The sequence below is a fragment of the Sporosarcina sp. SAFN-015 genome, from assembly GCF_059415085.1.
In genome coordinates, this window is the sequence record NZ_JBPFDR010000006.1 from 183351 (window position 1) to 207037 (window position 23687).

A 23687-nucleotide genomic window follows, 5' to 3' on the forward strand; every position below is an offset into this window, starting at 1 on the left:
CTCCCTCTCATATGCATTTCATACTCCGTCTTACTTCTGACCAACTTTACATTTCGTGCAGCAAATTATTTCATAACTGTATATTTCTCAAGGAACTTCGTATCGAAATCTCCTGATTTAAAAACTTCGTGGTCCATCAAATTCAGATGGAAAGGAATCGTTGTATCGACGCCTTCAATGATAAATTCGTCGAGTGCACGCTTCATTCTAGCGACCGCTTCTTCACGCGTGTCTGCGTGAACGATTAATTTCGCCACCATTGAATCATAGAACGGCGGGATTGTATATCCTGTATACATTGCAGAATCGACCCTTACTCCAAATCCGCCCGGTGGCATGTACATTGTCACATTTCCTGGAGAAGGCATGAAGTTTTTCGCCGGATTTTCTGCATTGATACGGCATTCAATTGACCAACCGTTAATTTTAATATCTTTTTGACGGTAAGCAAGCTTTTCACCAGCAGCCACTTTTAATTGCTGTTGGATAAGATCGATTCCAGTAATCATCTCAGTTACTGGATGTTCCACTTGGATGCGTGTGTTCATTTCCATGAAGTAGAATTTTTGATTGATATGATCAAAAATGAACTCGACAGTCCCAGCACCTCTGTAGTTGACAGCCTCTGCTGCTTTGACAGCTGCTTCCCCCATTTTCTCACGCAGTTTCGGAGTGAGGGCAGGTGATGGCGCTTCCTCGACTAGCTTTTGCATCCTTCTTTGAATGGAACAATCGCGTTCTCCTAAATGGATCGTATTGCCATGCTTATCTGCAAGGACTTGCACTTCGACGTGACGGAACTCTTCAATGAATTTTTCAAGATACACACCTGGATTGCCGAATGCTGCGGCTGCTTCCTTCTGTGTAATCTTAATGCCTTTAACGAGTTCCTCTTCATTTCTCGCTACCCTTATTCCTTTTCCGCCACCACCGGCTGTCGCCTTTATGATGACTGGGAATCCGATTTCATTCGCTACTTTTAAAGCTTCGACTTCGTCGGCGACAATACCGTCAGAACCTGGAACAATTGGAACGCCAGCCTGTTTCATCGTTTCCCTCGCTACGTCTTTCGTTCCCATTTTCGAAATGGCGTCAGCAGTCGGACCGATGAACTCAATGTTCACTTCTTCACATAGTTCCGCAAAGCTAGCGTTTTCAGCGAGGAATCCATATCCCGGATGAATGCCATCACATCCTGTCAGCTTGGCAATACTAATGATATTGGAAAAATTCAAGTAGCTATCTTTTGAAAGTTTCGGCCCAATGCAATATGCTTCATCGGCAAGCTCGACATGCAGAGCATCGCGATCTGCTTCTGAATAAACCGCGACTGTTTGAATATTCATTTCTTTGCATGCACGGATAATTCTGACCGCGATTTCACCACGGTTTGCAATTAATACTTTTTTCATCTTTGTATTCCCCCTCAATTCTGTTTAACAAGGAAGAGAGGCTGTCCATATTCGACCAATTGACCGTCTTCCACTAGGATCTCCACGATTTCTCCAGAAACTTCCGCTTCGATTTCATTGAAGAGCTTCATCGCTTCAACTATGCAAACGATTGAATCTGATTTGACCGTGTCGCCTTTTTTGACGTAAGGATCCGCATCAGGGGATGAAGATTTGTAGAATGTGCCGACCATTGGGGATGTTATTTTATGCAATGATGGATCGTTAACAGAGGCTGAAGAATCTGTTGCCGGCTCCTTGCTTTCTTGTTTTGCAGGTGCTTGCATTGGCTCTTCATTCTTCGGTTCTTGTACTGCAGGTGCAGCTTGCTGAACTGATTCCTCTTTCCGTTGTTCCACTTGTATGGATGGTTGTTGAGTATTCATTCCTTTTTCCAGTTTTATTTTTGTTCCTTCTGACTCGAATGTGAACTTTTCAATAGATGATTGATCAATTAATTTAATGATTTCACGGATTTCTTGAATTTTCAACATGACAATTCTCCTGACTCATATTTATTTACGTACCTCCTCCCTATTTTAGACGTTTTTCATTCATATTGAAACAGTTATACTGTATTTGCTATGAAATAGGGCAAAATAAAAAAGAAAAAGACCCATTTAGGGCCTCATATAACTTTATTCCATAAAGTCGACTTGAACGGTGCGTGCATCTTCCCAACTCGTCAATACGTATTGTGTAATTTCTGCTGCCATTTTCGTGGAATGTCCCCCATCTTCTGCAATTACAGAGACATTTACTTTACCGCCATCCTTCCGTACGAATGCTTCCGGATAGCCAAGTGCTTTTAATTGAGTTTCCATTAATTCTTCAGCTGATGTACGTTTCGTAAGTTCTGCCATTTCATCGTATGCTGCACTTTTTTCTTCAGCAGTTGTATCGGGAGATTGCACTTTGGATAACAATTGATCTTTCAAGCTGCTTCTTTCATTTAACACTTGCATTCTCATCTCTTCGAATAGCATCGAGTCGGCATAGACTGTTTTTATTTCTCCTTCTGTTTCTCCTGGAGTTGAAACGGTCACTGCATCATTATCTCCGAAAATTGCCATTCCATCTAAATCCATTGGTTTTTCATTCTTTAAATAATAGATGGAGATGACCGCTACTAGACTTAGTAGAGTTAAGAACCAGACTGTTCGTTTATTCGCTTTCAACATATATCCCCCTTTTCATTTCTTCGACGACTATCTTATGTTCAGGCAATTGAAGTACTGTCGACAAGATTCGAATCAATTCGTATTTCGTTTTAGGATTGTCCGCCCCTTCTGCAACGACTAAAACTCCTTGGAGCGGATTCTTTTTTACCGCTGAGGATCCGGTGCCCGAAAAATAACCGGATAATGGGCTTGGCTCTTCTTTTTGATCGTAATGGAAGTGGATGAATACTTCCCCAATCCCTTCTATCTTCATTAATGCTTGTTCAAGTTGAGCTTCTTCCCGGCTCTCCTCCCCTTTCCCTTTCTCCCCTCCCATCGAACCAATCGTCGAATTGATGAAAATGATGAAGATCGCAAGCAGCGTTCCGATGAAGAGCATATGAGTTTTTCGTTTTGATTTTTGCATATGATCACCATTTCATCCCTTCAATGCGGATATGGTTCGTGTTATCTATGTTGCATATTATGCTTGTTCAGAAGAGGCTATGACCAAAAATTCTCGTGATAGAATGAATGATCCAAATTCCCATCGCCATTTTGACAAGCGGTAAAAATTCGTCCTCTTTCTCCTCAGGTAGGAATAATAATAAAATCGATGACAGTACCGTGATGAATAGTACTCCTATCAAAAACTCCTGCATACGACTCCTCATTTCACCGCGGTTATCAATTTGACAAGGATGACGGTAAACAAAGCGGTATAGATGAATGCGAAAGCGACGAGAAAGGATACTGCGCAAAGGACGAATAATGTCTTACCGATATCATCAAGGATGCCTGTTATATCCTCGTTCGCAAACGGCTCGATGAGCGCAGCTGTCCAGCGGTACAAAAAGCCGGTCAATAATGTCTTTAATGTTGGCAATAAGGCGACCGACCAGATGGTGATAATGAGCCAGGCACCGATAAAAACGCTTGCACCAGATGAATATCTCCCGATTGCTCCTAAACTATCCGTCATAAAAGAACCGACTAGCGGGATATTCTGACTGATCAACTTCTTAATCGGTTCACTCGTTACTCCTGTCAAAGCCCAGGAAATCGTCCCTCCCGCTGTAATGAATATGGAGTACGCGGCGACAACAGCTGAAACTAGGCCGATGAGGGAGCCTCGCAGCAAGTCTGCTATCTTCGTAAATGGAATAGCGGGATGAAATCTGGAAACTATGTCAAACAGCATTGCTGCAGACAACATGGGAATAAGAATCTTGTCCGATAAAATTACTGCTCCATTGGCGAATAACAGCATTGCCGGCTGGAAATTCAGCATGCTGAATGAACCTCCGGAAGCCAAAATACTTGCAGTCAATAACGGATAAATAGAAATGAACATAGTTGCAATCGTCTGTGTAATCGACCGGATCATTTGCAGATGTTCATATGCCGGGTATAGGACGACGGTTAACACGATGAAAAACAGAAAGGTTCTCGTCCATTTGCTGAATGAAGGAAAAAGGAAATCTAGTACCAATGCCATGAAAGTCGAGATAATGACAATAATGAAGCTGGATAGGACGGTTCCGAGTACAGATTCGATTAAAGGTATCATGGATTCTTCATCCGATCATTTAATGATAAATTTGGAGAGCGTGTCGAGCAACATTGATAACTGCGGGAGCCAGAGTGTCAGAATAGCGATTTTAATGGCTATATGTGCAATGGAGGCAACGGATTCATAGCCGGCTTCGGCGATATGCTTCGATATTAATTCGGAGAAATAAAACAAAAAGACGCTTCCTATCAAAAGCTTGGCATAAGATCCTGGCAACGGTTCGAACAATTGCAAGAAGGTTTTTCCGAAAGGTAAGATGATCGTCACTCCAACATATGACAAAAAGAAGAAGAAGATGGCTGCGTATATGATCGGCTGCAAACTCTTGGAAGCGAAAGACACGATTAACAGAAGGAGGTAGATGACGACTAGTTGGAAAAGCGTAACCATTAGAATGCTAAGGAGAGCCATTGAAAGAACTCGGCAATTTCCGAAAAGAAGATTCTTAGGAAACGGAGCATTTCAGCGGCGATATAAATATAGGCTACAAAGAAAAGGAAAAAAGAGAACTCCTTCTTACCGGTCTGTTCGAAAAAGACGTGAAGAAAACCGATGACCAATCCAATACCGGCGATGCGCAATAAATCATTCAATTCCAATTCGGGGTCCCCCTTCATGAACAACTTATGAAAAACTGTCGGGGAATATGATGGAGTTTCTGAGGGAAAATGGATTTCAGCAACAAAAAAACACCCCGTCTCCTCAAAGGAGTCGGAGTGCCCAATTTTTTATGCTCTTGAAACGTATTCACCTTCATCTGTGTTGATGATCAATTTATCTCCGACGTTTACGAAGAATGGCACTTGAACGACTAGACCAGTTTCGAGTGTAGCTGGCTTCGATCCGCCGCTTGCAGTGTCGCCTTTAATGCCCGGTTCTGTTTCAGTAACTTCGAGAGTAACAGTTGCCGGAAGTTCCACGCCGAGGATTTCGTCTTTGAATGAGATGATATGGACTTCCATATTTTCTCTCAAGTAGTTCAATTCCTCTTCAATTTGTGCTGAAGGCAACTCGATTTGCTCGTACGATTCATTGTCCATGAAAACATGGTCGTCACCGTTTGCATACAAGTATTGCATACGACGGTTGTCAATTTGTGCCTTTTCAACTTTCTCACCTGCACGGAATGTCTTTTCATTTACATTGCCCGTACGCAGATTGCGTAGTTTTGAACGGACGAATGCAGCACCTTTTCCTGGCTTAACGTGTTGGAAATCAATGATGCGCCAAATGTCCCCTTCAAATTCAATTGTAAGCCCTGTTTTAAATTCGTTTACTGAAATCATGCTTTTTCCTCCATTGTGTTCGTTATAGGATGATAAGTTCTTTTGGTGAATGCGTCAAACGGACATTGCCGTCTTCTGTGATTATGATATCATCCTCAATACGGACGCCACCGATTCCAGGTAAATAAATGCCTGGTTCAACAGTGACAATCATGTTTGGCACAAGTACCGTTTCAGAACGGAATGATAATGCCGGACCTTCGTGCACTTCCAAGCCAATGCCGTGACCAGTTGAATGTCCGAAAGCATCCTCATAACCTTTTGACTTGATATAGTTCCTGGCAATCGCATCTGCTTCTATTCCAGTCATACCCGATTTGATCTTTTCCAAAGCCAATTCTTGCGCCGCAAGAGTCACTTCGTAAATTTCCTTCATCTTTTCGGAAGGTTTTCCAACTGCAACAGTCCGGGTAATGTCTGAAATATAACCATTATAAAGTGCTCCAAAATCCAAAGTGACGAGCTCTCCGGATTGAATTACTTTATCTGAAGCAACACCATGCGGCAATGCTCCACGCTCGCCAGAAGCTACAATAATATCGAAAGAAGATGAAGTTGCCCCTTGTTTTCTCATGAACATTTCAAGTTCGTTTGATACTTCAAGCTCAGTGACACCTGGTTTGATGAAAGTGCAAATATGAGCAAATGCATCATCTGCGATTTTTGCAGCTTGTTTAAGGATTTCAATTTCATCGGCGTTCTTCACCATACGAAGTTTTTCTACGATGCCGGATACCGCTTTCAGTTCCGCATCCACTTTGTCATTATATAATTCATACGTGCCAAATGAAACATTATCTTTTTCGAAGCCTAATGTTTTAATTTTCATCTGCTCTACTTGGTTTGCGACTTCTTCGATGATCGTTTTTTCATGCTTAACGATGCGGAATCCTTGCACTTGCTCAGCTGCCTGTTCCGTATACCGAAAATCGGTAATGAACACTGCATCCTCAGCGGAAACGACCGCAACACCCGCGCTCCCCGTAAATCCAGTCACATACCTTCTGTTATATGGATTCGTCACCAAAAGTGCATCTAAACCGTTTTCTTTCAATGCTTCCCGCAATTTTGCCAGTTTCATAGCTTTACCCCTTTTCTTCGGAGAAGGAAAGCTTGGAGTGCCAGCTCATAACCGCTAGTACCAAAGCCGGACATCTGTCCCAGGCACACCGGAGCGAGCATAGAAGTATGTCTGAACGGCTCCCGACTATGTATGTTTGAAATATGGACTTCGATGACCGGGACATCAACAGAAGCGATTGCATCCCTTAATGCGACGCTCGTATGTGTATAGGCACCGGGATTGAAAATGATTCCATCACATCCAACGTCTGCAGCTTCGTGGATTTTATCGATCAATGCACCTTCTACATTCGATTGATAAAATGAAATATCCACGAGGTGTTCCGTCGCAATGGTTTGTAAATTGTTTTCGATATCCGACAAAGTTTCCGCACCATAGATCCCAGGTTCCCTTTTTCCAAGCCGATTCAAATTCGGTCCATTCAGAACGAGCAGTCTCACAGCTACACCATTCCCCTCACCATTTTCTTCCCCATTTTATCATATCGTTCCAGTGGCGCAACCTATTTATAGTTGTCAACCGAAAGTTTTCTTCATATATACAGCAGTGCCGGTAATGAACCTGCTGACAATGGCAAGGGTTGATAGAAACGGGATAGATAGCTTCTTAAGACCTTCCGTAAGACTTTGCGGTGTATAAATGATCCATTCAATAGCAATAGCTGCAATAACACTTATACAAATGGCCGTTAAAGCCGGTGGAATTTTTGAAGTAGCTCTAGAAAACACATAGAAAATTCCAAAAGCAAGTAATAGGAAAATGAATAGTAATGCCCATTTCCAACCTTCATTTGTAGACCCGAATACTAACCACTTTTTACCCCAGCCGACAGGCGACCATTTAATGAAATTGAAAAAATGCAAGAATTTTAAAGCTCCCGTTGTGAATAATGCTGCAAAGATCGTCGTCCATATCATTGTTTTAGTGAACATCTTGACCCCTCCTTACGATGAGTGTCGGAAATAAGGCTCTTTTTTAAACCTTTATGGTGGAGTCATCAACCATTTTTTTGTACAATAGAAAGATAAGTTATTTGTTATAATGTAAATTCAGTAAATCTAAATTAGTTATTCAATTGAAGAGAAGGTGTTGGTTAACCCATGTCTAAAAAACAGCAACCGCCAGCATATGGTGGGCAAGCGCTCATCGAAGGAGTTATGTTCGGCAGTCGAAATCATACAGTAACAGCCATCCGGCGAAAAGATGATTCCCTCGATTATTTCTATGTGCCTAAAGAGCAAAAGCCGCTCTCCATGAAATTGAAAAAGATTCCTTTTGTACGAGGGATTGTTGCATTGATTGAATCTGCAGGTATCGGTTCAAGACATTTGACGTTTGCGAATGAACGTTATGATGTCATGCCCGGCGAAGAAGTGGAAGAGAACGGTGAAGAAACTTCTAAGCTTGCGATGGTCATCGGTGTTGCCGCAGTCGGCGTACTTTCCTTTTTGTTCGGCAAATTCGCTTTTACCCTTGTTCCGGTCTTTTTAGCGCAAATGCTTGATTTCATTGCCCCTGGTAAGACGGCTCAAATATTGCTGGAAAGCTTTTTCAAATTGGCCTTACTGTTGTTGTACATTTCCCTCATCTCCATGACACCGTTGATCAAACGAGTTTTCAAATATCATGGAGCTGAGCATAAGGTAATCAACGCTTACGAAAACGGACTTCCACTTACCGTCGAGAATGTCCAAGCACAGTCCCGCCTGCATTATAGATGCGGAAGCAGTTTCTTGCTCTTTACAGTGATTGTCGGGATGTTCATCTACTTCTTAGTTCCTACCGATCCATTTTGGCTACGGATTGTCAACCGCATTCTATTAATACCCGTTGTAATTGGCGTCTCTTTTGAAGTATTGCAGTTTACGAACAGCCTTCGTAACATCCCAGTTTTGAAGTATCTAGGATATCCGGGATTATGGTTGCAATTGTTGACGACGAAGGAGCCTGAAGATAATCAGGTCGAGGTTGCGATTGCCTCTTTCAATAAGCTGCTTGAAATTGAAGAACAAGGTATTGAGAATGTTGATATTCTGAAATCGACAGACACAAAAGTACAAAATTCAACAGTTCCTGCGAATTAATAAAGGGCTGCTCGGAAAGTCAACCTAACTTTCCAAGCAGCCTTTTTATTGTATTATGCTAGTTCTAAAGACACAAGATGGGCATAACTGTCGAGGATTGCGCCATAACTATGTCAAGCTCAAGCATAACTTGCTAGAAGTCGCGCAAATCGCCCTCTAACTTGAGCATATCTTATTCAAACTCGCGCATAACTTGACATATCGAAAGAAGATAGAAAAAACAGGTGAGGAAAACTATTCCTCACCAGTCATATTAGATAGTCCGTATTATAAACCGCATTTCAACTGCGCATTACAGTTCGTGCATGTGTTGCAACCGCCCATTTCTTCCACAGTCCCTTGTCTACATACAGGGCATGTGTCACCGACTTCGGAACCGATTGTTACGTTAGTCGAACGCAAGTCCTGAATCGTATTAACGAGTACTACTTTTCGTTGTTCGACAGTCTCTACTACATAATCAGAGTCGATTTCGTTCTCTTCGGCTTTCAATGTGAGTACTTGTGAGTCACGGCTACCGTCGACATACACAGTGCCGCCTTTCGCTCCGCCTTTATAAAGACGCTCGTAGACGCTTTCTACCTGCTCTACTGTATAGCCACGTGGTGCGTTGACCGTCTTGGAAATCGAGCTGTCGATCCAGCGTTGAATGATGCATTGTACATCTGCATGCGCTTCTGGCGCTAAGCTCATCGATGAAATGAACCATTCTGGCAAATTGTCAGGATCAGCTTCAGGGTTACGTTGTAAGTATTCCTCTACGATGCCCGCTTTGACCTCGATAAATTTTCCGAGACGTCCGCTACGGTAATATGTGAATGAGAAATAAGGTTCAAGACCGGTAGAAACTCCGACCATGGTTCCAGTGGATCCAGTTGGCGCGACCGTTAATAAATGGGAGTTTCTAATACCGTGTTCCAAAATCGCTTCACGAATATCTTCTGGCATTTTTTTCATGTAACCTGTGTTGATAAATGCTTGGCGTAACGCTTTCGTTTCTTCCTCTGTCTTGCCGATAAGGAATGGGAAGCTTCCCTTCTCTTTCGCGAGCTCGATTGATTCGCGGTAGGCAGTTGTCGCAATTGCTTCGAATACTTTGTCGACAAGTTCGTTGCCTTCTTCTGAGCCGTATTCTTTTTCACAATAGATCAGTAGATCGGCAAGTCCCATGACACCAAGTCCAACACGGCGTTCGCCGAGGGCTTGTACTTTATTTTCCTCAAGGAAATAAGGTGTCGCATCAATGACGTTGTCCTGCATGCGGACGCCGACACGAACTGTTTCTTTTAATTTTTCGTAGTTCACTGTTTTTGTTTCTTTATCCGCAAACTCAGCAAGGTTTACAGCAGCAAGGTTACAAACCGAATATGGTGCTAATGGCTGCTCACCACACGGGTTTGTCGCTACGACTTGCTGGCCGTATGCTTTTGCGTTCGTTTCATTGTTTGCATTATCGATAAAGAAAATGCCTGGTTCTGCAGAGTACGTTGCACAAATATTAATGAGATCCCATAGTGCACGCGCTTTGATCGTCCGGTAAACTCGGACCTCATATCCTAGACGCTCCCATTCACGTACATCACCAACTTTATGCCACTCCTCATTATATGCTGCCATCTCCACAGATGAGTATTTTTCAACTGCTGGGAAACGGAGCTCATAATCAGCATCTTGCTCGACAGCTTTCATGAAGTCATCTGTCAATGTGACGGAAATGTTAGCGCCTGTAAGGAATTCTGGATTGTGTACAGAGTATGTTCCGCCATCACGTAGTTTTGTCTCTGCGTCTTTCAAGATCGCTTCATTGAAACCACCCATGCCCGGGATTGTGCGATAGTTGAGGATTCCTTGGTACATCGCTTCCTCTTGCGCAGTAAGTGGTTTGAATTTCAATTTTTCGTTTGCAAGCTTCTTAATCAATTCGTCTTCTGTATGTTCAAGAAGATAACGAAGAATTCTTGGATTCTGCATTTTCGAAATGATAAACTCGCAAATATCAGGATGCCAATCTGAAAGCATAATCATTTGTGCGCCGCGTCTCGAACCGCCTTGCTCGACAAGATGTGTCAATTTCGCTATATCATCTAGCCATGATACAGAACCTGACGATTTTCCGTTGACACCTCTCGCAAGCGTGTTTCGTGGTCGTAATGTCGACCCGTTCGTTCCAACTCCACCGCCGCGGCTCATAATTTCCATGACTTGTTTTCGATGATCCGAAATCCCTTCCCTGGAATCCGGGACAAACGGCATCACGTAACAATTGAAGAATGTAACTTCTGTTTCTGAACCTGCACCATATAAAACCCGGCCTGCCGGGATAAAGTTCAAATTAGATAATTGATCGTAGAAACGTTTGAAGGACTCTTCGCGTTTCTCTTCTGTATCTTCTACAAGGGCAAGACCGGTCGCATTCCTTTTGGCAATCTGCTCATAAAACACTTCAAGCGGTTTCTCAATCACTTCAAGCGGCCTTGTGACAACTCCATTTTCCTGCTCTTCGGGATTATCAATTGAAGAACGGTATTCAGGTTCGATCCAAACATCCGCTTTCCCATTTTTACTATCAAGAGATTGAATGAATCCTAAACCGCGAGCCGGGAACTTTGGATCCTCCTTAACCGTAAGGACAACAAAATCTCCAACCTTCAAAGTTTTCTTTTCAGTATCCTTAAATGAATAGCGATCGATCATGACAAGGCGGGACACTCCGTTATGAACGATTTTCATATCTTCCGTAATTGGGTGCACTTGTGGAAATTTCGCAATATCCGCATTCAATTGATGCTTGTCCAATTTCGGCGTTTGCCCTTTTGAAACTATGACCATCCTTGCATCCTCCCTCTGTAATTGTTATAACCAAACACAACATGTTGTATTATGTACATTACCTAATCTACTATATCTTGAAACATCATTCAAGAACATAGATTTTTACATATTTACCCAAACGGCTTTACTAACATGATTTTCATTAAAAAATAGAACAAAAGGTCCATATGCTACTTTCTAAACGTCCAGTCTTTATTCGCATATTTTTTCTCTTCGATCTCTTTTACAAAAAGTTGTTGTTCTTCCGTTAGTTCCATTGGCATAAGAACGATATCCAAAGCTGTTTCGAACCCTTTGGCGAATGCTTTGACGCATTCTTCCATGGAGATATCCCGATCTGTCAACCGATCAATAGCGACTGCTTTTTCAGGCAAACTTTGACGCATACGCTCTCTGCTTTCTTCAGAATCAAACTTGAACAAAGATACCAACTTATCTTCTTCCAAACTTAACAGAATAGCTCCATGCTGCAAAATGACGCCTTTTTGACGGGTTTGAGCACTGCCAGCAACCTTTTTGCCTTCAACAACAAGTTCATACCAGCTTGGCGCATCGAAACAAACAGCGCTTTTCGGCCTTCTCAAATTATCATTTTGTTCCTTCGTCGCCGGCAAAGAGAATTCGGCATGCAGGCCAAGGTTTCGGAAACCTTCTAATAGACCACCGGAAATGACCCGATAAGCCTCTGTGACAGTTTCCGGCATTCCAGGGTATTCTTCTGTTACGATAACGCTATATGTAAGTTCGTGTTCGTGCAGGACGCCTCTTCCACCAGTCGGACGGCGTACGAATCCAAGTCCGTTCTTCTTAACAGCATCCAAATCGATTTCTTTTTCAACACGTTGAAAATAACCGATCGATAATGTTGCCGGCTCCCATTCATAAAAACGCAGCACGGGACCAATTTCCCCCCTGCTATGCCATTCCAACAACGCTTCATCTAGCGCCATATTATATGATGGTGAGCATTTGCCTGAATTAAGAAAACTCCAAACTGTTTTCCCCAAATCATCTACCCCCTTACTTGCAATGCATATCATTTTATCATTCCCATTGAACAAGTGCTACCCATTCTTTATAATGGAACTATAGAAAGAAAGGGGAAAATCGGTTGTGGATTATATTATTCTTGGAGCGGTAATACTCGCGATCATTTTGTATTTTGTTATTACAATGTTTCGCGTCAAAAAGGCTGTTACAAATTTAACACAAGAGCAATTTATCGAAGGTTATAGAAAAGTGCAATTGATCGATGTGCGTGAACCGAAGGAATTTGAAGCGGGACACATATTAGGCGCTCGTAACATTCCATACTCTCAATTCCGTCAACGTTTTAAAGAAATCCGTCCGGACAAGCCAGTCTATCTTTACGATCAAAATGGCGGAAAGAGCTCCAGAGCTGCTTTATTTTTGAAAAAACGGGACTATACTCAATTGTACCAATTGCAAGGTGGATTCCGTACTTGGACAGGAAAAGTGAAAAGTAAATAACAATAAGCTTAAGATTAAGTTCTTCCTTTGGAGGAACTTTTTCTATATCAACATGAATAGGAGCCCTTTATGGATAAACCAACTTTATTGCCAGTAGATGAGATATTTAACAATACTCATTCCAATTATGAAAATTACGCTTTCATCATCAGGAAAATCATTGATACATTAAACAATCGAAATGAACAGCATTGGAAAATCATCCAAGCCGAAGAACTTATTTCGCACGCGGCATCTGTCATTGATGACTTAATGAAAAAAGGAAAATTACAATTCGAATCAATCGGTTATCTTTATGGCACACGGCCATCCGGGAAAGTGGAGAAGACGGAATCAGATCGATTATTTGAATTGCGCGTTTCCGAAACTATAGAAAATCAGCTGTTCTATTTTCCGGAATACGAAATCGCCTTTACACAAATGGTCTATTATGTTGATAGCGGTTCAACTTGGCCGGAACACCATATATTCTCACCCTCCTCTGAAAAAGCGCTTCACTTCATAGAGTCTGTGAACACCTTGCAGCGGGAACAAATGAAACAGACGATCACTTATTTGGTTGATACTGAGAGTGGTGTAACTAAGAAGAGTTTCGAACATGAATATACAGTCGATAGAGATGATGTTTTTCTCGAAGATACGATAAAAAAAGATATTTATCGTTCTGTCGATGAGTTTTTTAATAACGATGGAACCTTTTACAAAGAATATGGGCTTCCTTATAAGCGAGGTATTTTATTGCATGGCGCCCCAGGAAACGGAAAAACAACGCTCGTCCGTTCCATCACCGGTACCACGACAGCTCCGGTAATTTACTGGCAAATTACAGAGCATACGGGCAGCTATTCTGTTGAAGAAGTATTCAACACAGTCGCAAGGATGGCACCAGCTATCCTTGTCATCGAAGATATCGACTCGATGCCCGAGCATACACGCAGCACTTTTTTGAATACGTTAGACGGTGCACGGGTACGAGATGGTCTTTTCGTCATCGGGACGACCAATTACCCTGAACGGATTGACCCTGCGCTAATCAATCGAGCTGGACGCTTTGACAGCACTTATGAAATACCGTCTCCAAACTTGGAAATGAGGAGAGCTTATTTAAAACAACTTGATATTAAGGAGCTTTTCAATGATGACCAACTCGATGAAATGGCTGCCAAAACAAAGGGATTGTCCATTTCTCAATTAAACGAATTATATATGTCAGTAGCGATGGGATATCATTACGACGGAGAAATTGTCTATGAGCGCAGAATCGAAGAGCTTCAAAAACAACATCGCCGATCGACAAAAGGTGACTGGGAACAAAATGGTTCCATCGGTTTTTCATAATTAAACTAAAAAAAGGAGAGTCCCAATCCGGGACTCTCCTTCATTTATATCGTATTACGCCTTTACAAGATCTTCCTCTTTAGTATATCGAAGTACCGGTTGGCGTGCTGCTTTCGTCTCATCAAGACGATTGATAACCGTCGTATGAGGCGCTTCTTGTACGATTTCCGGATTCTCTTCAGCTTCCTTTGCGATTTGGATCATAACATCAATGAAAGAATCAAGAGTTTCCTTCGATTCAGTTTCCGTAGGCTCGATCATGATAGCCTCTTCAACATTTAACGGGAAGTAGATTGTTGGCGGATGGAAACCGAAGTCGAGCAGGCGCTTCGCCATATCCAATGTCCGGACGCCCAATTTCTTCTGGCGACGGCCTGATAATACGAACTCATGCTTACAGTGCTGCTTGTAAGGCAGGTCGAAATAAGGTTCCAGTTTGCGCATCATATAGTTTGCATTTAGTACCGCATTCTCCGTAACAGCTTTTAAGCCATCCGGACCCATGGAACGGATATATGTGTACGCACGTAAATAGATGCCGAAGTTGCCATAGAACGGCTTGACGCGTCCGATTGTTTGAGGCACATCATATTCGAATGTATAACGATCATCCTCTTTTACAAGGATCGGCTTCGGCAAGAATGGAGCCAATTCCTTCGTAACTCCGACAGGACCTGAACCTGGACCGCCGCCGCCATGAGGACCTGTGAACGTCTTATGCAAGTTCAAGTGGACCGCATCGAAGCCCATGTCTCCTGGTCTTGCTTTTGCCATGACGGCATTCAAGTTCGCACCGTCATAGTACAATTTTCCGCCTACACCGTGTACAATCTCAGCCATTTCAAGAATTTCTTCTTCAAAGAGACCTAGTGTATTCGGATTCGTAAGCATGAGGGCAGCTGTATCCGGTCCAACTTTCGATTTCAAATCATCGATATCGACAAGACCTAATTCATTCGACTTAACAGTAACTGTATCAAAGCCAGCAACTGTAGCAGAAGCAGGGTTTGTACCGTGCGCGGAATCTGGCACAAGCACTTTCGTACGGTGAGATTCGCCATTCGCTTCATGGAATGCACGGATCATCATGAGGGCCGTCCATTCTCCGTGTGCACCTGCAGCCGGTTGAAGTGTCACTTCATCCATTCCTGTAATCTCGGACAGATGTTCTTGAAGATCATACATGATTTCCATTGCACCTTGGACAGTCGATTCATCTTGTAACGGATGGATGTTCGCAAATCCCGGGAATCTAGCAACCGCTTCATTGATTTTTGGATTATACTTCATCGTACAGGATCCAAGGGGATAGAAGCCGGTGTCAACCCCATGGTTTCGATTGGATAGTGCTGTATAATGGCGCATAATATCAAGCTCGGAAACTTCAGGAAGCTCAGGAGATTCCTCTCTGAGAAGACCTTCCGGCAAATGGCTTGAAAGATCGATTTCGGGAACATCGAGATCAGGCAAGCTATAGCCGATCCTGCCTGCCTTTGTAATTTCAAAAATGAGCGGTTGGTTATCTTTATGCATGGCTAGCCTCCATTTCCTGCACAAGTGCATCGATTTCTTCTTTCGTACGCTGTTCAGTAACGGCAATCAATACATGGTTGGATAGCTCAGGATATGTCAATCCAAGATCATATCCGCCAATGATTCCTTTATCAAGAAGCTTCGCATTCACTTCTTTAACCGGCTTTTTAAGCTCCACAACTATTTCATTGAAATGCACTCCGCCAAATTTCACTTCGAACCCTGCTTTTTCGAATGCATTTTTCGCATAAGCAGTTTTGGCGATATTTTGGTAAGCAATTTCCTTTGTGCCAACTTTTCCTAAAGCTGTCATCGCAACCGAAGCAGCGAGGGCATTTAATGCTTGGTTCGAACAAATATTGGAAGTCGCTTTGTCACGACGGATATGTTGTTCACGTGCTTGAAGCGTCAGAACGTAACCACGTCTGCCTTCGCCATCGGTAGTTTCCCCTACCAATCTTCCCGGCATTTTTCTCATTAACTTTTTCGTAGTTGCAAAATATCCGCAATGTGGTCCGCCGAACTGTTCCGATATACCGAACGGTTGCGCATCTCCAACAGTGATATCCGCACCCAATTTGCCAGGTGGCGTCAATATACCTAGGGCTAGCGGATTTGCTGAAACGACTAGCAAACCGCCTTTATCATGTGTGATTTCTCCGATTTTTTGGATGTCTTCCACCTGACCGAAGAAATTCGGATATTGAACGATAACTGCTGCTGTATTATCATCGAGCAATTGCTCGAGCGAAGCTACATCCGTCACACCATCTTTCTGGGGGATTGTGACAACGTCGATAAATTGACCTGCTGCATAAGACGCCACTACATCTCGCGCTTCCGGATGAACCGTTTCAGATACGAGGATTTTGGTGCGGCGTGTATGACCTGCTGCCATAGTCCCTGCCTCCGCTAATGCAGTGCCACCGTCGTACATGGATGAGTTGGCTATGTCCATTCCTGTCAATTCACAGATCATCGTTTGAAATTCGAAAATCGCTTGCAATTCCCCTTGCGAAATTTCTGGTTGGTAAGGTGTATAGGCTGTATAAAATTCAGAACGCGAAATGACATGATCAACGATGATCGGTTTGTAATGATCATACACACCCGCTCCAAGGAAAGAGGCATATGTACGCGCATCCGCGTTTTTTGCTGCAAGTTGCGCAAGCTCCTTCGTCAATGCAGTTTCCGATTTCGCTGGTTTAATATTTAATTCGCCTTTAAAACGCACTTTTTCGGGAATATCTTCAAATAGTTCATCAACCGTCGCAATTCCGATCGCCGATAGCATTTCTTCACGATCTGTTTCCGTCATAGGAATATAACGATGCTTCATGTCAACATGTCTCCTCTTCATTCATTTATCGTTTATAGAAAGGTGTTGCAATCAGTACTGCCTTCAATCGTTTCCCGCGGATTTCTACTTCCACATTAGTTCCTTCTGCCGTATGTTCCGTTGCAAGAAGTGCAAAACCGATGTTCTTTTTCAACGTAGGAGATTGCGTTCCAGTAGTGACTTCACCAATTTCTTCTTCACCAATAAACACTTTATAACCAGTCCGTGGAATTCCTTTATCAATCATTTCAAGACCGACAAGCTTCCTTGAAAGGCCATTTTCCTTTTGTGCTGCAAGTACTTCTTTCCCTACGAAATCCTCTTCTTTATTCAGCTTCACCACGAATCCCAGCCCTGCTTCCAGCGGCGAGATATCTTTCGACAACTCCTGACCGTAAAGCGGTAAGCCTGCTTCAAAACGAAGAGTATCACGAGCCCCTAAACCTGCTGGCACAACCCCTTCCTCTTCTCCGGCTTCCAAAATGGCCGGCCAAAGAGCGACGATTGACTGCGGCGATCCGTAAATCTCGAACCCGTCTTCACCGGTATATCCCGTACGGGAAACGAGGACCTGATGGCCTGCAATATCGACATTATCTTTGAAACGGAAAAACTTGATTTCATCCAATGGTTCGGAAGTCAATTTTTGCAATACCTCTTGTGCTTTTGGACCTTGCAATGCAAGTAAACCAAATTCGTCTGAACGATCCTCGATGATGACATCTCCGTTTGCATGCTGTTTCATCCATTCAACATCCTTTTCAATGTTGGAGGCGTTAACAACTAACAGGTAATTATTTTCTTTTCTTTTATAGATGAGCAGGTCATCTACCGTACCGCCATTCTCATAGCACATTGCGGTATATTGCGCTTGGCCATCCTTCAATTTAGAAACATCATTTGTAACTAATCCTTGCAGGAAAGAAAGTGCGTCTTCACCTGAAACAAAAACCTCACCCATATGCGAAACATCAAATAGGCCAGCTTTCGTTCTGACAGCTTCATGTTCAGCTTTAATGCTTGAAAACTGAACTGGCAATTCCCAACCTCCGAAATCAATCGTCTTTCCACCGTACTGTTGATAACTATCGAAGAGTGCGGTACGTTTCAAAGTTTCCGTCAAAGCCATATCCCCCTTGAAATGAATGATAAAGTAAAACTTCAATCAGCGGCATTTTCCCCACTGATCAGATGAACAAAGGCTAAGTACGCAACGTCCTGTTGCAATGCCTTTGTGACTTGCATCCTGCAAGCCCGATCCAATCGGGCATTTACTGGCTGTTTTCAACCACTTATTTTTTGAAAGGGGTGCCTTACAGCCAGTTAATGCGGGATAAAAAAAGACAGAAGTCCCCTTGAATAAGAGAACCTCTGTCCGTGTACCTGAAAGTTTGACCTTGCGGCTTTCCTCTTTGGTGGCCGACTAAATCGGCACTCTCCAGAGACGCGTCATGAATGAGTCTTTTTGCCTGAGAGATTCATAACTTTCGTTACTTGCTCCTTCGGCGACGCCTAATGCGTGCTCTCCCCATCCAATCATCCGCCATATGCAATTAAAAATAAAATGATTAAAATTCGGACAAATAACTGCCCTTTCGCCTTATATCTTAACATTTCATTTTTGCAAGCGCAATCCTTTTTCAAGTATTATTCATTTTACGAACCATATCTTCTTAAATGACAAATAATGTTCGTATTTAAATCATCAGATATTTCAGCACTATGTCATCAGTTTTTCAATCTCGTAATCTGGGAAGCAATATACTGTGTAATTTCACTTAACGTCCTGTTTGTTGTTTCGACTTTAAAATGGGCACATTGCAAATAAAGGGGCTTTCTATTGTGAAAAAGCCTCTCCAATTCATGTCTAGAAGAACGCTGAACAATCGGCCTGTTTATATCAGTCGAAATCCTACGCCATATATCACGGAATGTGGAATTCAAATAAAAGACAAGACCTGTCATTCTCATAATCTTCCTGTTTTCCGCCCTCATAGCAACACCACCACCGGTAGCAATGATACAAAACTCGTCAGAGAAGTTGCGCAAGAATTCCGTTTCCATTTCCCTGAACCCTTCTTCGCCATATGTTTCGAAAATTTGAGGGATTGTCATGCCTGTCCGTGTGGCAATTTCAGTATCCATATCATAAAAAGGCAAATCCAGCAGCGTCCCAAGCCGCTTGCCAATTGCGCTTTTTCCGCTTCCCATGAAACCGACCAAGTATACTCTTTTCATATTTTACCCGCCTTGCCTCATCAACTTTGTTGTTTCTTTCTCATAGTGGATTTCAATTGAATCGAATGTTCTGTATAGATTAGTATGCCATGAAATGATAGTAAAGAGAAAGAGGCTGACGAGAAATAGTAAAATTAACGAAGCGGCTAAAGTGATCCCTTTTTCATTCCTGACGAAATCCAATTGCAAATCTCCTTTCCCTCTTACTTCCGTCAAGCATTGTCACTTCAACGCTGAGCTCATGTCCGTCTTCGGTAAAAACCACGCTTGAGACATTTGTGAAAAGAGGAATATGTCCTGTTAAATTCGTCCGTTTGCGGATGACATAATTATTTTGACCAACTTCAATTTTCCCTCTTTCGTTCGTGAACGAAATCGACCGATCTCCCATTAGAACTTTAAAATCTTCAACATTAACTAGCAATGCTTGCAAATCGATTGCAAACATTTCCCATTCGGTCGCGTAATAATCTTGCAATTGACGCTCTATTGGAGTTTTCCAATAAAAGAACAGGACGACAAACTGGAGAAAGATTCCCATGATCACTAATTGAAACAAGGCTTCTAGAAAAGAATAACCCGCCTCATTACGTTTTTTCAGATCCCTATGCATTTTTCGAATTCCCGTTCAATGAATTGATAACTTACACAAATTCCTTCTCCCTGTACTGACCATCGGTATATTGTTTTATCTATATGATTTTCCCCCGCTATCAGACCGTATGCCTGATAGAGTATAGCACCGTGATAAGCGGATTCTGCTGCATGCATGCCCAACTTTTTCATTTCTAAACGCGTAGACGCATGTGAATAAAGCGGCAACAGCGTCCCGAAAATGACTGTCAATATGACGAGGGATAAAATCGACTCCGGCCAAGAATACCCTTTTTCATTCGTCATAGACGAGCACCCTCCCATACTGTAATTGCAATGTTAATCGCTTGTCCCCAGTCGAAGTTCGCAGAATGATTGTCCCAGGATTGATAATATGTCCGTTCGGATGAAATTCTACCGTGCTAATTCTATTCCCGCCACTCACCCAATGCATATAGCCAGGAAAATCAATGGTGGAATATGTCACCGAAATAGGTGCATATAAACTATAGGATCTCCCTGAGTTGCGGAACTTGATTGCCGTATACGTTTCGTTTGCCTTTGCATAGGCTTGTGCATGATGAATAGTCGCAATGAATGTATACAAAGCTTCTTCTTCGCTCTGTTTTGTAATCCAACGATCCCCAATAGGCAGGATGACAGCTGACAGAATGCCGACCACACTCAACACAAGAAGCATTTCGAGAAAAGTGAACCCCTTGTCATTATTCGCCTTCATTATTGTTAAGTGCTCTTACAATTCCATCTTCTATTGAAATATCAGAGCCATCAGGACATTTTGCACCTTCCGGCAAATAGTCTTCTTCTGTCAACATATCAATTGTTGGAACTGTATGATGCTCCATCTTATATGCTTCTACCTGACCTTGTGCCATTTTGACAAAAGCTTGGCACCCCTTTTCATCAATCGCCTTCGAATGTTTAGTCACATTCGGTATGGCAATCAATACTAATACAGAAATAATAAGTAACACGATCATCATTTCGATCAACGTGAAACCATCTTCTTCCTTAACCGCTTTCAATACCTTTCTCCTCCTCATAAATTATCAATCACGCTGTAAACCGGCAGCAATAAAGCTAAATAAGACGCCAAAATGCAAATTGATAAAATTATAAATAAGATAGGCTGTAGCAACGCAAGCCACTTTCCTAAATCCTCTTCAATCATTTCATGAAGGTTTTCACCGAACAGTAGAAGTTCCTTTGCCAGATGTCCTGTATCGGATCCATGCTTCGCATACGCGCTTAACTCCTTGCGAAGGCCAACCGTCAATTGAGTGGCCATTTCGAAACTTTCACCGTATATGACATGTCTTTTAATCGACAAAGCGACTTCACTTAGCAGCGGATTCAATTTTTGCTCCACCAACACTTGAAGGGCATCTTGAATAGATAGTCCCGACTGAAGAAGACTGCCGATTTCGCTTACAAAGTCACGAGTTATCAATTTCGAAAATAATGATTTAATAACAGGAATGGTCATAAGGAAACGGATTCTTCTTTCTGACGGCAATCTACGGTAAATGAATATACCACTTGCCGCTGTTGCGATAAAGAAAGCGCCGCTTCCAATCAATACATCAGGGATTCTCGAAACGAGTATAGGAAGCAGGGAAACGATACCGGCTGCCTCCTCATTCCTCGCCACTACCATCGCTTGTAAATTAGGAAGGAAATAGCTTCGAAAAACTAATAGAAAGATAGCTAAAAACGAAAAAAGCACGAAAGGATAGAGTAAGAGATTTCGCAGCTTTCTTCTTCTTTCTTCCGATCGCTTCATTCTATCCGCCATTCCCATTAATGCATCCGCCAATCTTCCGTTCACATCTGCGATGATGACAGGTAGCAAAACACTTGAAGAAAACCCGAGTCTCCTAAGAATATCCGACACTCCAAGCCCCGCCTTAAAATCCATTTCTATTTGTTCTAGCAGTTCATTGAAATGCTTTGAATGATGTGGCATTAGGAGTATCAGTCCATCATGGAATGTATAGCCTTCTTGCATAAGAACCGAAAGCCTACTTAAAAACGCAGGACGGTTTTCAATGCTATACGAAGTTCGAGTGAATAACCGTTTTCTTTCCTTAACCATGGGACATCCCTTTATTCAAGCTGTATTTTTTCATGACTGCTTCGATTGTCATTTCTTTTGGTACAGTTACACGTTTCCCTGAAATAATCCCATCTGCCATCGCATCTAATAAATCGCCTTGAACAATTTCAAATACCGCGCCAACATCTCCATCTTTTTTTCGGATGAGACGCTGTGCAGATATGCAAACGATTGTTTGCCTCAGTTCTTCGGGAGTGATTCCAAAATCCATCATTCTATAAAAGCATCCCTCAGGATCTTTTGAATGGACGGTCGACAATACTAAGTGGCCTGTCAACGCTGCCGCCACAGCAGTCCTTGCAGTTTCGGCATCTCTTATCTCACCGATCATAATAACGTCAGGAGAATGTCTTAAAATCGCTTTCAGCCCTGCCGCATATGTCATGCCGGATCGTTCATTCACTTGTATTTGCAGAAGATGCGAATGATTGTTTTCGACAGGATCCTCAAGAGTGATCACATGCCTTTGATGATTGACGCAATGTGCAGTAAGGGAATAGATAGTCGTCGTTTTTCCACTCCCTGTTGGACCGGTCAGCAGAATTAATCCTTGCTGTTCTTCGGCAGCACGCCGAAGCTGCTTTTCCCAAATAGGATCGATGCAGAGCTCATCAAGTGGAACAATTTGGTCATGCCTTTGAATACGGATGACTACACTTTCTTTCATTTGGATAGAGGGAATAGTTGAAACGCGGAACGAATAGTTTTCGTTTTGCATTTTTTTGTGAAATGAACCGCTTTGTGGTTTTCGTTTATCACTAATATCTAACGAGGAAAGAAATTTGAAAAAGGAGATCATACGGGCGGCTAACTGTGGGGGAAATGTGCCGGACCGTTCCAGTTTTGAATTCTTTTTAAAAGAAATATCATAATGATCGTGCATTGGAACGAAGTGGATGTCTGTCGCCTCATTGGCAATCGCTCGCTCCAAAAGGTCAAAACACTTTTTCTCAACGATATTGTCACGATTTTCCATTGAGCACCCCTCTTTCACGGTGAAAGACCGCTTTTCACCTTAAAACGAGTATACGTTGAACAAATCGAAAAAGGAATAGTTCTATGTGAATTCAATTTTTAAGCGCCATTATCGCATCAATTTTGAATTTTACATTGCCTTTTCGGTCTAAAAATGAATTTTGTGAAGTTCAAATGTGTTTGTTCAACATGTATTTGTCACAATGTCAACTTGATAGGAGTTTACTTTTCGAGTTACTATCCATTATAATGAATAGGAGATCATTGTATTGTTTTATGTTAAGGAGGGACGCACTTATGGATAACATGTTCAAGCTATGCGGTTTTTGGACTGGCATTTTCGCTGTAATGTTCTTCGTCGGTGACATGATGACAGCTTCCGTTATCATGATCGCGAGCACTATTTTCTTCCTGTTGCTTGGATATTTGAATCTTACAGAGCGTATGTATATGTACATGTTTGGAGCTTACCTAATGATTTTCATGGTAGGATTCAGCTATTATGCGACATTTATTCACGTACCAGGTGCAGGTCACTAATCGTCCGAAAGAAAAAACAGCCAATGTGGCTG

At 42.4% G+C, this 23687-nt stretch carries 29 protein-coding genes and 1 riboswitch; of the genes, 4 read left to right on the forward strand and 25 right to left on the reverse strand.

Annotation, left to right across the window (positions count from 1 at the left end; translation table 11 throughout):
* Window positions 1-65 precede the first annotated feature (65 nt).
* From accC to ACR65H_RS12595, 12 genes are all read right to left on the reverse strand, one after another.
* Complete coding sequence (gene accC / locus ACR65H_RS12540) at window positions 66-1412, reverse strand: acetyl-CoA carboxylase biotin carboxylase subunit (protein WP_440500647.1); 1347 nt, start codon at window positions 1410-1412, stop codon at window positions 66-68.
* Between the two features lie 14 nt (window positions 1413-1426).
* The gene (gene accB, locus ACR65H_RS12545; protein ID WP_440500649.1) at window positions 1427-1945 is read right to left on the reverse strand and encodes an acetyl-CoA carboxylase biotin carboxyl carrier protein; all 519 of its coding nucleotides are present in this window, start codon (window positions 1943-1945) and stop codon (window positions 1427-1429) included.
* Window positions 1946-2089: 144 nt separating this feature from the next.
* Complete coding sequence (locus tag ACR65H_RS12550) at window positions 2090-2629, reverse strand: SpoIIIAH-like family protein (protein ID WP_440500650.1); 540 nt, start codon at window positions 2627-2629, stop codon at window positions 2090-2092.
* Window positions 2616-3038 (reverse strand): SpoIIIAG-related protein, encoded by a 423-nt coding sequence (locus ACR65H_RS12555; protein ID WP_440500651.1) that lies wholly within the window; start codon window positions 3036-3038, stop codon window positions 2616-2618. Before ACR65H_RS12555 ends, ACR65H_RS12550 begins: the two co-directional genes overlap by 14 nt.
* Before the next feature lie 67 nt (window positions 3039-3105).
* A complete protein-coding gene (locus ACR65H_RS12560; protein ID WP_440500652.1) occupies window positions 3106-3273 on the reverse strand; it encodes a hypothetical protein in 168 nt (55 codons plus the stop codon).
* A gap of 8 nt (window positions 3274-3281) precedes the next feature.
* A complete protein-coding gene (locus ACR65H_RS12565; RefSeq protein WP_440500653.1) occupies window positions 3282-4181 on the reverse strand; it encodes a stage III sporulation protein AE in 900 nt (299 codons plus the stop codon).
* A gap of 15 nt (window positions 4182-4196) precedes the next feature.
* Entirely contained in the window at window positions 4197-4595 is a 399-nt protein-coding gene (locus tag ACR65H_RS12570; protein ID WP_440500654.1) for a SpoIIIAC/SpoIIIAD family protein, read from the reverse strand.
* Window positions 4574-4783 (reverse strand): SpoIIIAC/SpoIIIAD family protein, encoded by a 210-nt coding sequence (locus ACR65H_RS12575; RefSeq protein ID WP_060209461.1) that lies wholly within the window; start codon window positions 4781-4783, stop codon window positions 4574-4576. The genes ACR65H_RS12570 and ACR65H_RS12575 overlap by 22 nt, the downstream gene beginning before the upstream one ends.
* A 129-nt stretch (window positions 4784-4912) precedes the next feature.
* The gene (efp, locus tag ACR65H_RS12580) at window positions 4913-5470 is read right to left on the reverse strand and encodes an elongation factor P (protein ID WP_440500656.1); all 558 of its coding nucleotides are present in this window, start codon (window positions 5468-5470) and stop codon (window positions 4913-4915) included.
* A 22-nt stretch (window positions 5471-5492) separates the two neighbouring features.
* Window positions 5493-6551, reverse strand: coding sequence for a M24 family metallopeptidase (locus tag ACR65H_RS12585; RefSeq protein ID WP_440500657.1), 1059 nt, complete (start codon window positions 6549-6551; stop codon window positions 5493-5495).
* Window positions 6548-6994 (reverse strand): type II 3-dehydroquinate dehydratase, encoded by a 447-nt coding sequence (gene aroQ, locus ACR65H_RS12590; RefSeq protein ID WP_440500658.1) that lies wholly within the window; start codon window positions 6992-6994, stop codon window positions 6548-6550. Before aroQ ends, ACR65H_RS12585 begins: the two co-directional genes overlap by 4 nt.
* 75 nt (window positions 6995-7069) lie before the next feature.
* Window positions 7070-7486: a hypothetical protein gene (locus ACR65H_RS12595; protein WP_440500659.1), complete on the reverse strand. Its 417-nt coding sequence runs from the start codon at window positions 7484-7486 to the stop codon at window positions 7070-7072.
* A 168-nt stretch (window positions 7487-7654) separates the two neighbouring features.
* Between ACR65H_RS12595 and ACR65H_RS12600 the strand changes: the two genes are divergently transcribed.
* Window positions 7655-8638 carry a DUF1385 domain-containing protein gene (locus ACR65H_RS12600; RefSeq protein ID WP_440500661.1) on the forward strand — a complete coding sequence of 328 codons (984 nt, stop codon included), beginning with the start codon at window positions 7655-7657 and terminating at the stop codon, window positions 8636-8638.
* A 267-nt stretch (window positions 8639-8905) separates the two neighbouring features.
* On the opposite strand, the gene ACR65H_RS12605 is transcribed toward ACR65H_RS12600, so the two are convergent.
* Window positions 8906-11467 (reverse strand): vitamin B12-dependent ribonucleotide reductase, encoded by a 2562-nt coding sequence (locus tag ACR65H_RS12605; protein ID WP_440500663.1) that lies wholly within the window; start codon window positions 11465-11467, stop codon window positions 8906-8908.
* A gap of 173 nt (window positions 11468-11640) precedes the next feature.
* On the reverse strand, window positions 11641-12510 hold the full coding sequence (locus tag ACR65H_RS12610) for a lipoate--protein ligase family protein (protein WP_440500665.1): 870 nt from the start codon (window positions 12508-12510) through the stop codon (window positions 11641-11643).
* A gap of 133 nt (window positions 12511-12643) precedes the next feature.
* Here ACR65H_RS12610 and ACR65H_RS12615 point away from each other — a divergent pair, with 133 nt between their 5' ends.
* Window positions 12644-12961 (forward strand): rhodanese-like domain-containing protein, encoded by a 318-nt coding sequence (locus tag ACR65H_RS12615; protein WP_440500705.1) that lies wholly within the window; start codon window positions 12644-12646, stop codon window positions 12959-12961.
* A 69-nt stretch (window positions 12962-13030) separates the two neighbouring features.
* A complete protein-coding gene (locus ACR65H_RS12620) occupies window positions 13031-14299 on the forward strand; it encodes an AAA family ATPase (RefSeq protein ID WP_440500666.1) in 1269 nt (422 codons plus the stop codon).
* 54 nt (window positions 14300-14353) lie between these two features.
* Here the strand turns inward: ACR65H_RS12620 and gcvPB are convergent, their stop codons facing one another.
* The 11 genes from gcvPB to comGA form a co-directional block, all read right to left on the reverse strand.
* Complete coding sequence (gene gcvPB / locus ACR65H_RS12625) at window positions 14354-15832, reverse strand: aminomethyl-transferring glycine dehydrogenase subunit GcvPB (RefSeq protein ID WP_440500667.1); 1479 nt, start codon at window positions 15830-15832, stop codon at window positions 14354-14356.
* Window positions 15825-17171: an aminomethyl-transferring glycine dehydrogenase subunit GcvPA gene (gene gcvPA / locus ACR65H_RS12630; protein ID WP_440500668.1), complete on the reverse strand. Its 1347-nt coding sequence runs from the start codon at window positions 17169-17171 to the stop codon at window positions 15825-15827. Before gcvPA ends, gcvPB begins: the two co-directional genes overlap by 8 nt.
* Before the next feature lie 25 nt (window positions 17172-17196).
* Complete coding sequence (gene gcvT / locus ACR65H_RS12635) at window positions 17197-18300, reverse strand: glycine cleavage system aminomethyltransferase GcvT (protein WP_440500670.1); 1104 nt, start codon at window positions 18298-18300, stop codon at window positions 17197-17199.
* 318 nt (window positions 18301-18618) lie between these two features.
* Window positions 18619-18711, reverse strand: a riboswitch (glycine riboswitch).
* Window positions 18712-18899: 188 nt separating this feature from the next.
* Complete coding sequence (locus ACR65H_RS12640) at window positions 18900-19409, reverse strand: shikimate kinase (RefSeq protein ID WP_440500671.1); 510 nt, start codon at window positions 19407-19409, stop codon at window positions 18900-18902.
* A gap of 3 nt (window positions 19410-19412) precedes the next feature.
* A complete protein-coding gene (locus ACR65H_RS12645) occupies window positions 19413-19592 on the reverse strand; it encodes a hypothetical protein (RefSeq protein WP_440500673.1) in 180 nt (59 codons plus the stop codon).
* Window positions 19573-20022 carry a competence type IV pilus minor pilin ComGF gene (comGF, locus tag ACR65H_RS12650; RefSeq protein ID WP_440500674.1) on the reverse strand — a complete coding sequence of 150 codons (450 nt, stop codon included), beginning with the start codon at window positions 20020-20022 and terminating at the stop codon, window positions 19573-19575. The genes ACR65H_RS12645 and comGF overlap by 20 nt, the downstream gene beginning before the upstream one ends.
* Window positions 20007-20309 carry a hypothetical protein gene (locus tag ACR65H_RS12655; protein ID WP_440500676.1) on the reverse strand — a complete coding sequence of 101 codons (303 nt, stop codon included), beginning with the start codon at window positions 20307-20309 and terminating at the stop codon, window positions 20007-20009. Before ACR65H_RS12655 ends, comGF begins: the two co-directional genes overlap by 16 nt.
* Window positions 20299-20742, reverse strand: a complete 444-nt coding sequence (locus ACR65H_RS12660; RefSeq protein WP_440500677.1) for a prepilin-type N-terminal cleavage/methylation domain-containing protein — start codon at window positions 20740-20742, stop codon at window positions 20299-20301. The genes ACR65H_RS12655 and ACR65H_RS12660 overlap by 11 nt, the downstream gene beginning before the upstream one ends.
* Window positions 20729-21049, reverse strand: a complete 321-nt coding sequence (gene comGC / locus ACR65H_RS12665) for a competence type IV pilus major pilin ComGC (protein WP_440500678.1) — start codon at window positions 21047-21049, stop codon at window positions 20729-20731. The genes ACR65H_RS12660 and comGC overlap by 14 nt, the downstream gene beginning before the upstream one ends.
* Window positions 21050-21063: 14 nt before the next feature.
* Window positions 21064-22119: a competence type IV pilus assembly protein ComGB gene (gene comGB / locus ACR65H_RS12670; RefSeq protein ID WP_440500679.1), complete on the reverse strand. Its 1056-nt coding sequence runs from the start codon at window positions 22117-22119 to the stop codon at window positions 21064-21066.
* Window positions 22112-23116, reverse strand: a complete 1005-nt coding sequence (gene comGA / locus ACR65H_RS12675; RefSeq protein ID WP_440500680.1) for a competence type IV pilus ATPase ComGA — start codon at window positions 23114-23116, stop codon at window positions 22112-22114. Before comGA ends, comGB begins: the two co-directional genes overlap by 8 nt.
* A gap of 296 nt (window positions 23117-23412) precedes the next feature.
* Here comGA and ACR65H_RS12680 point away from each other — a divergent pair, with 296 nt between their 5' ends.
* Window positions 23413-23655: a DUF2626 family protein gene (locus ACR65H_RS12680; RefSeq protein ID WP_440500681.1), complete on the forward strand. Its 243-nt coding sequence runs from the start codon at window positions 23413-23415 to the stop codon at window positions 23653-23655.
* Window positions 23656-23687: the final 32 nt, after the last annotated feature.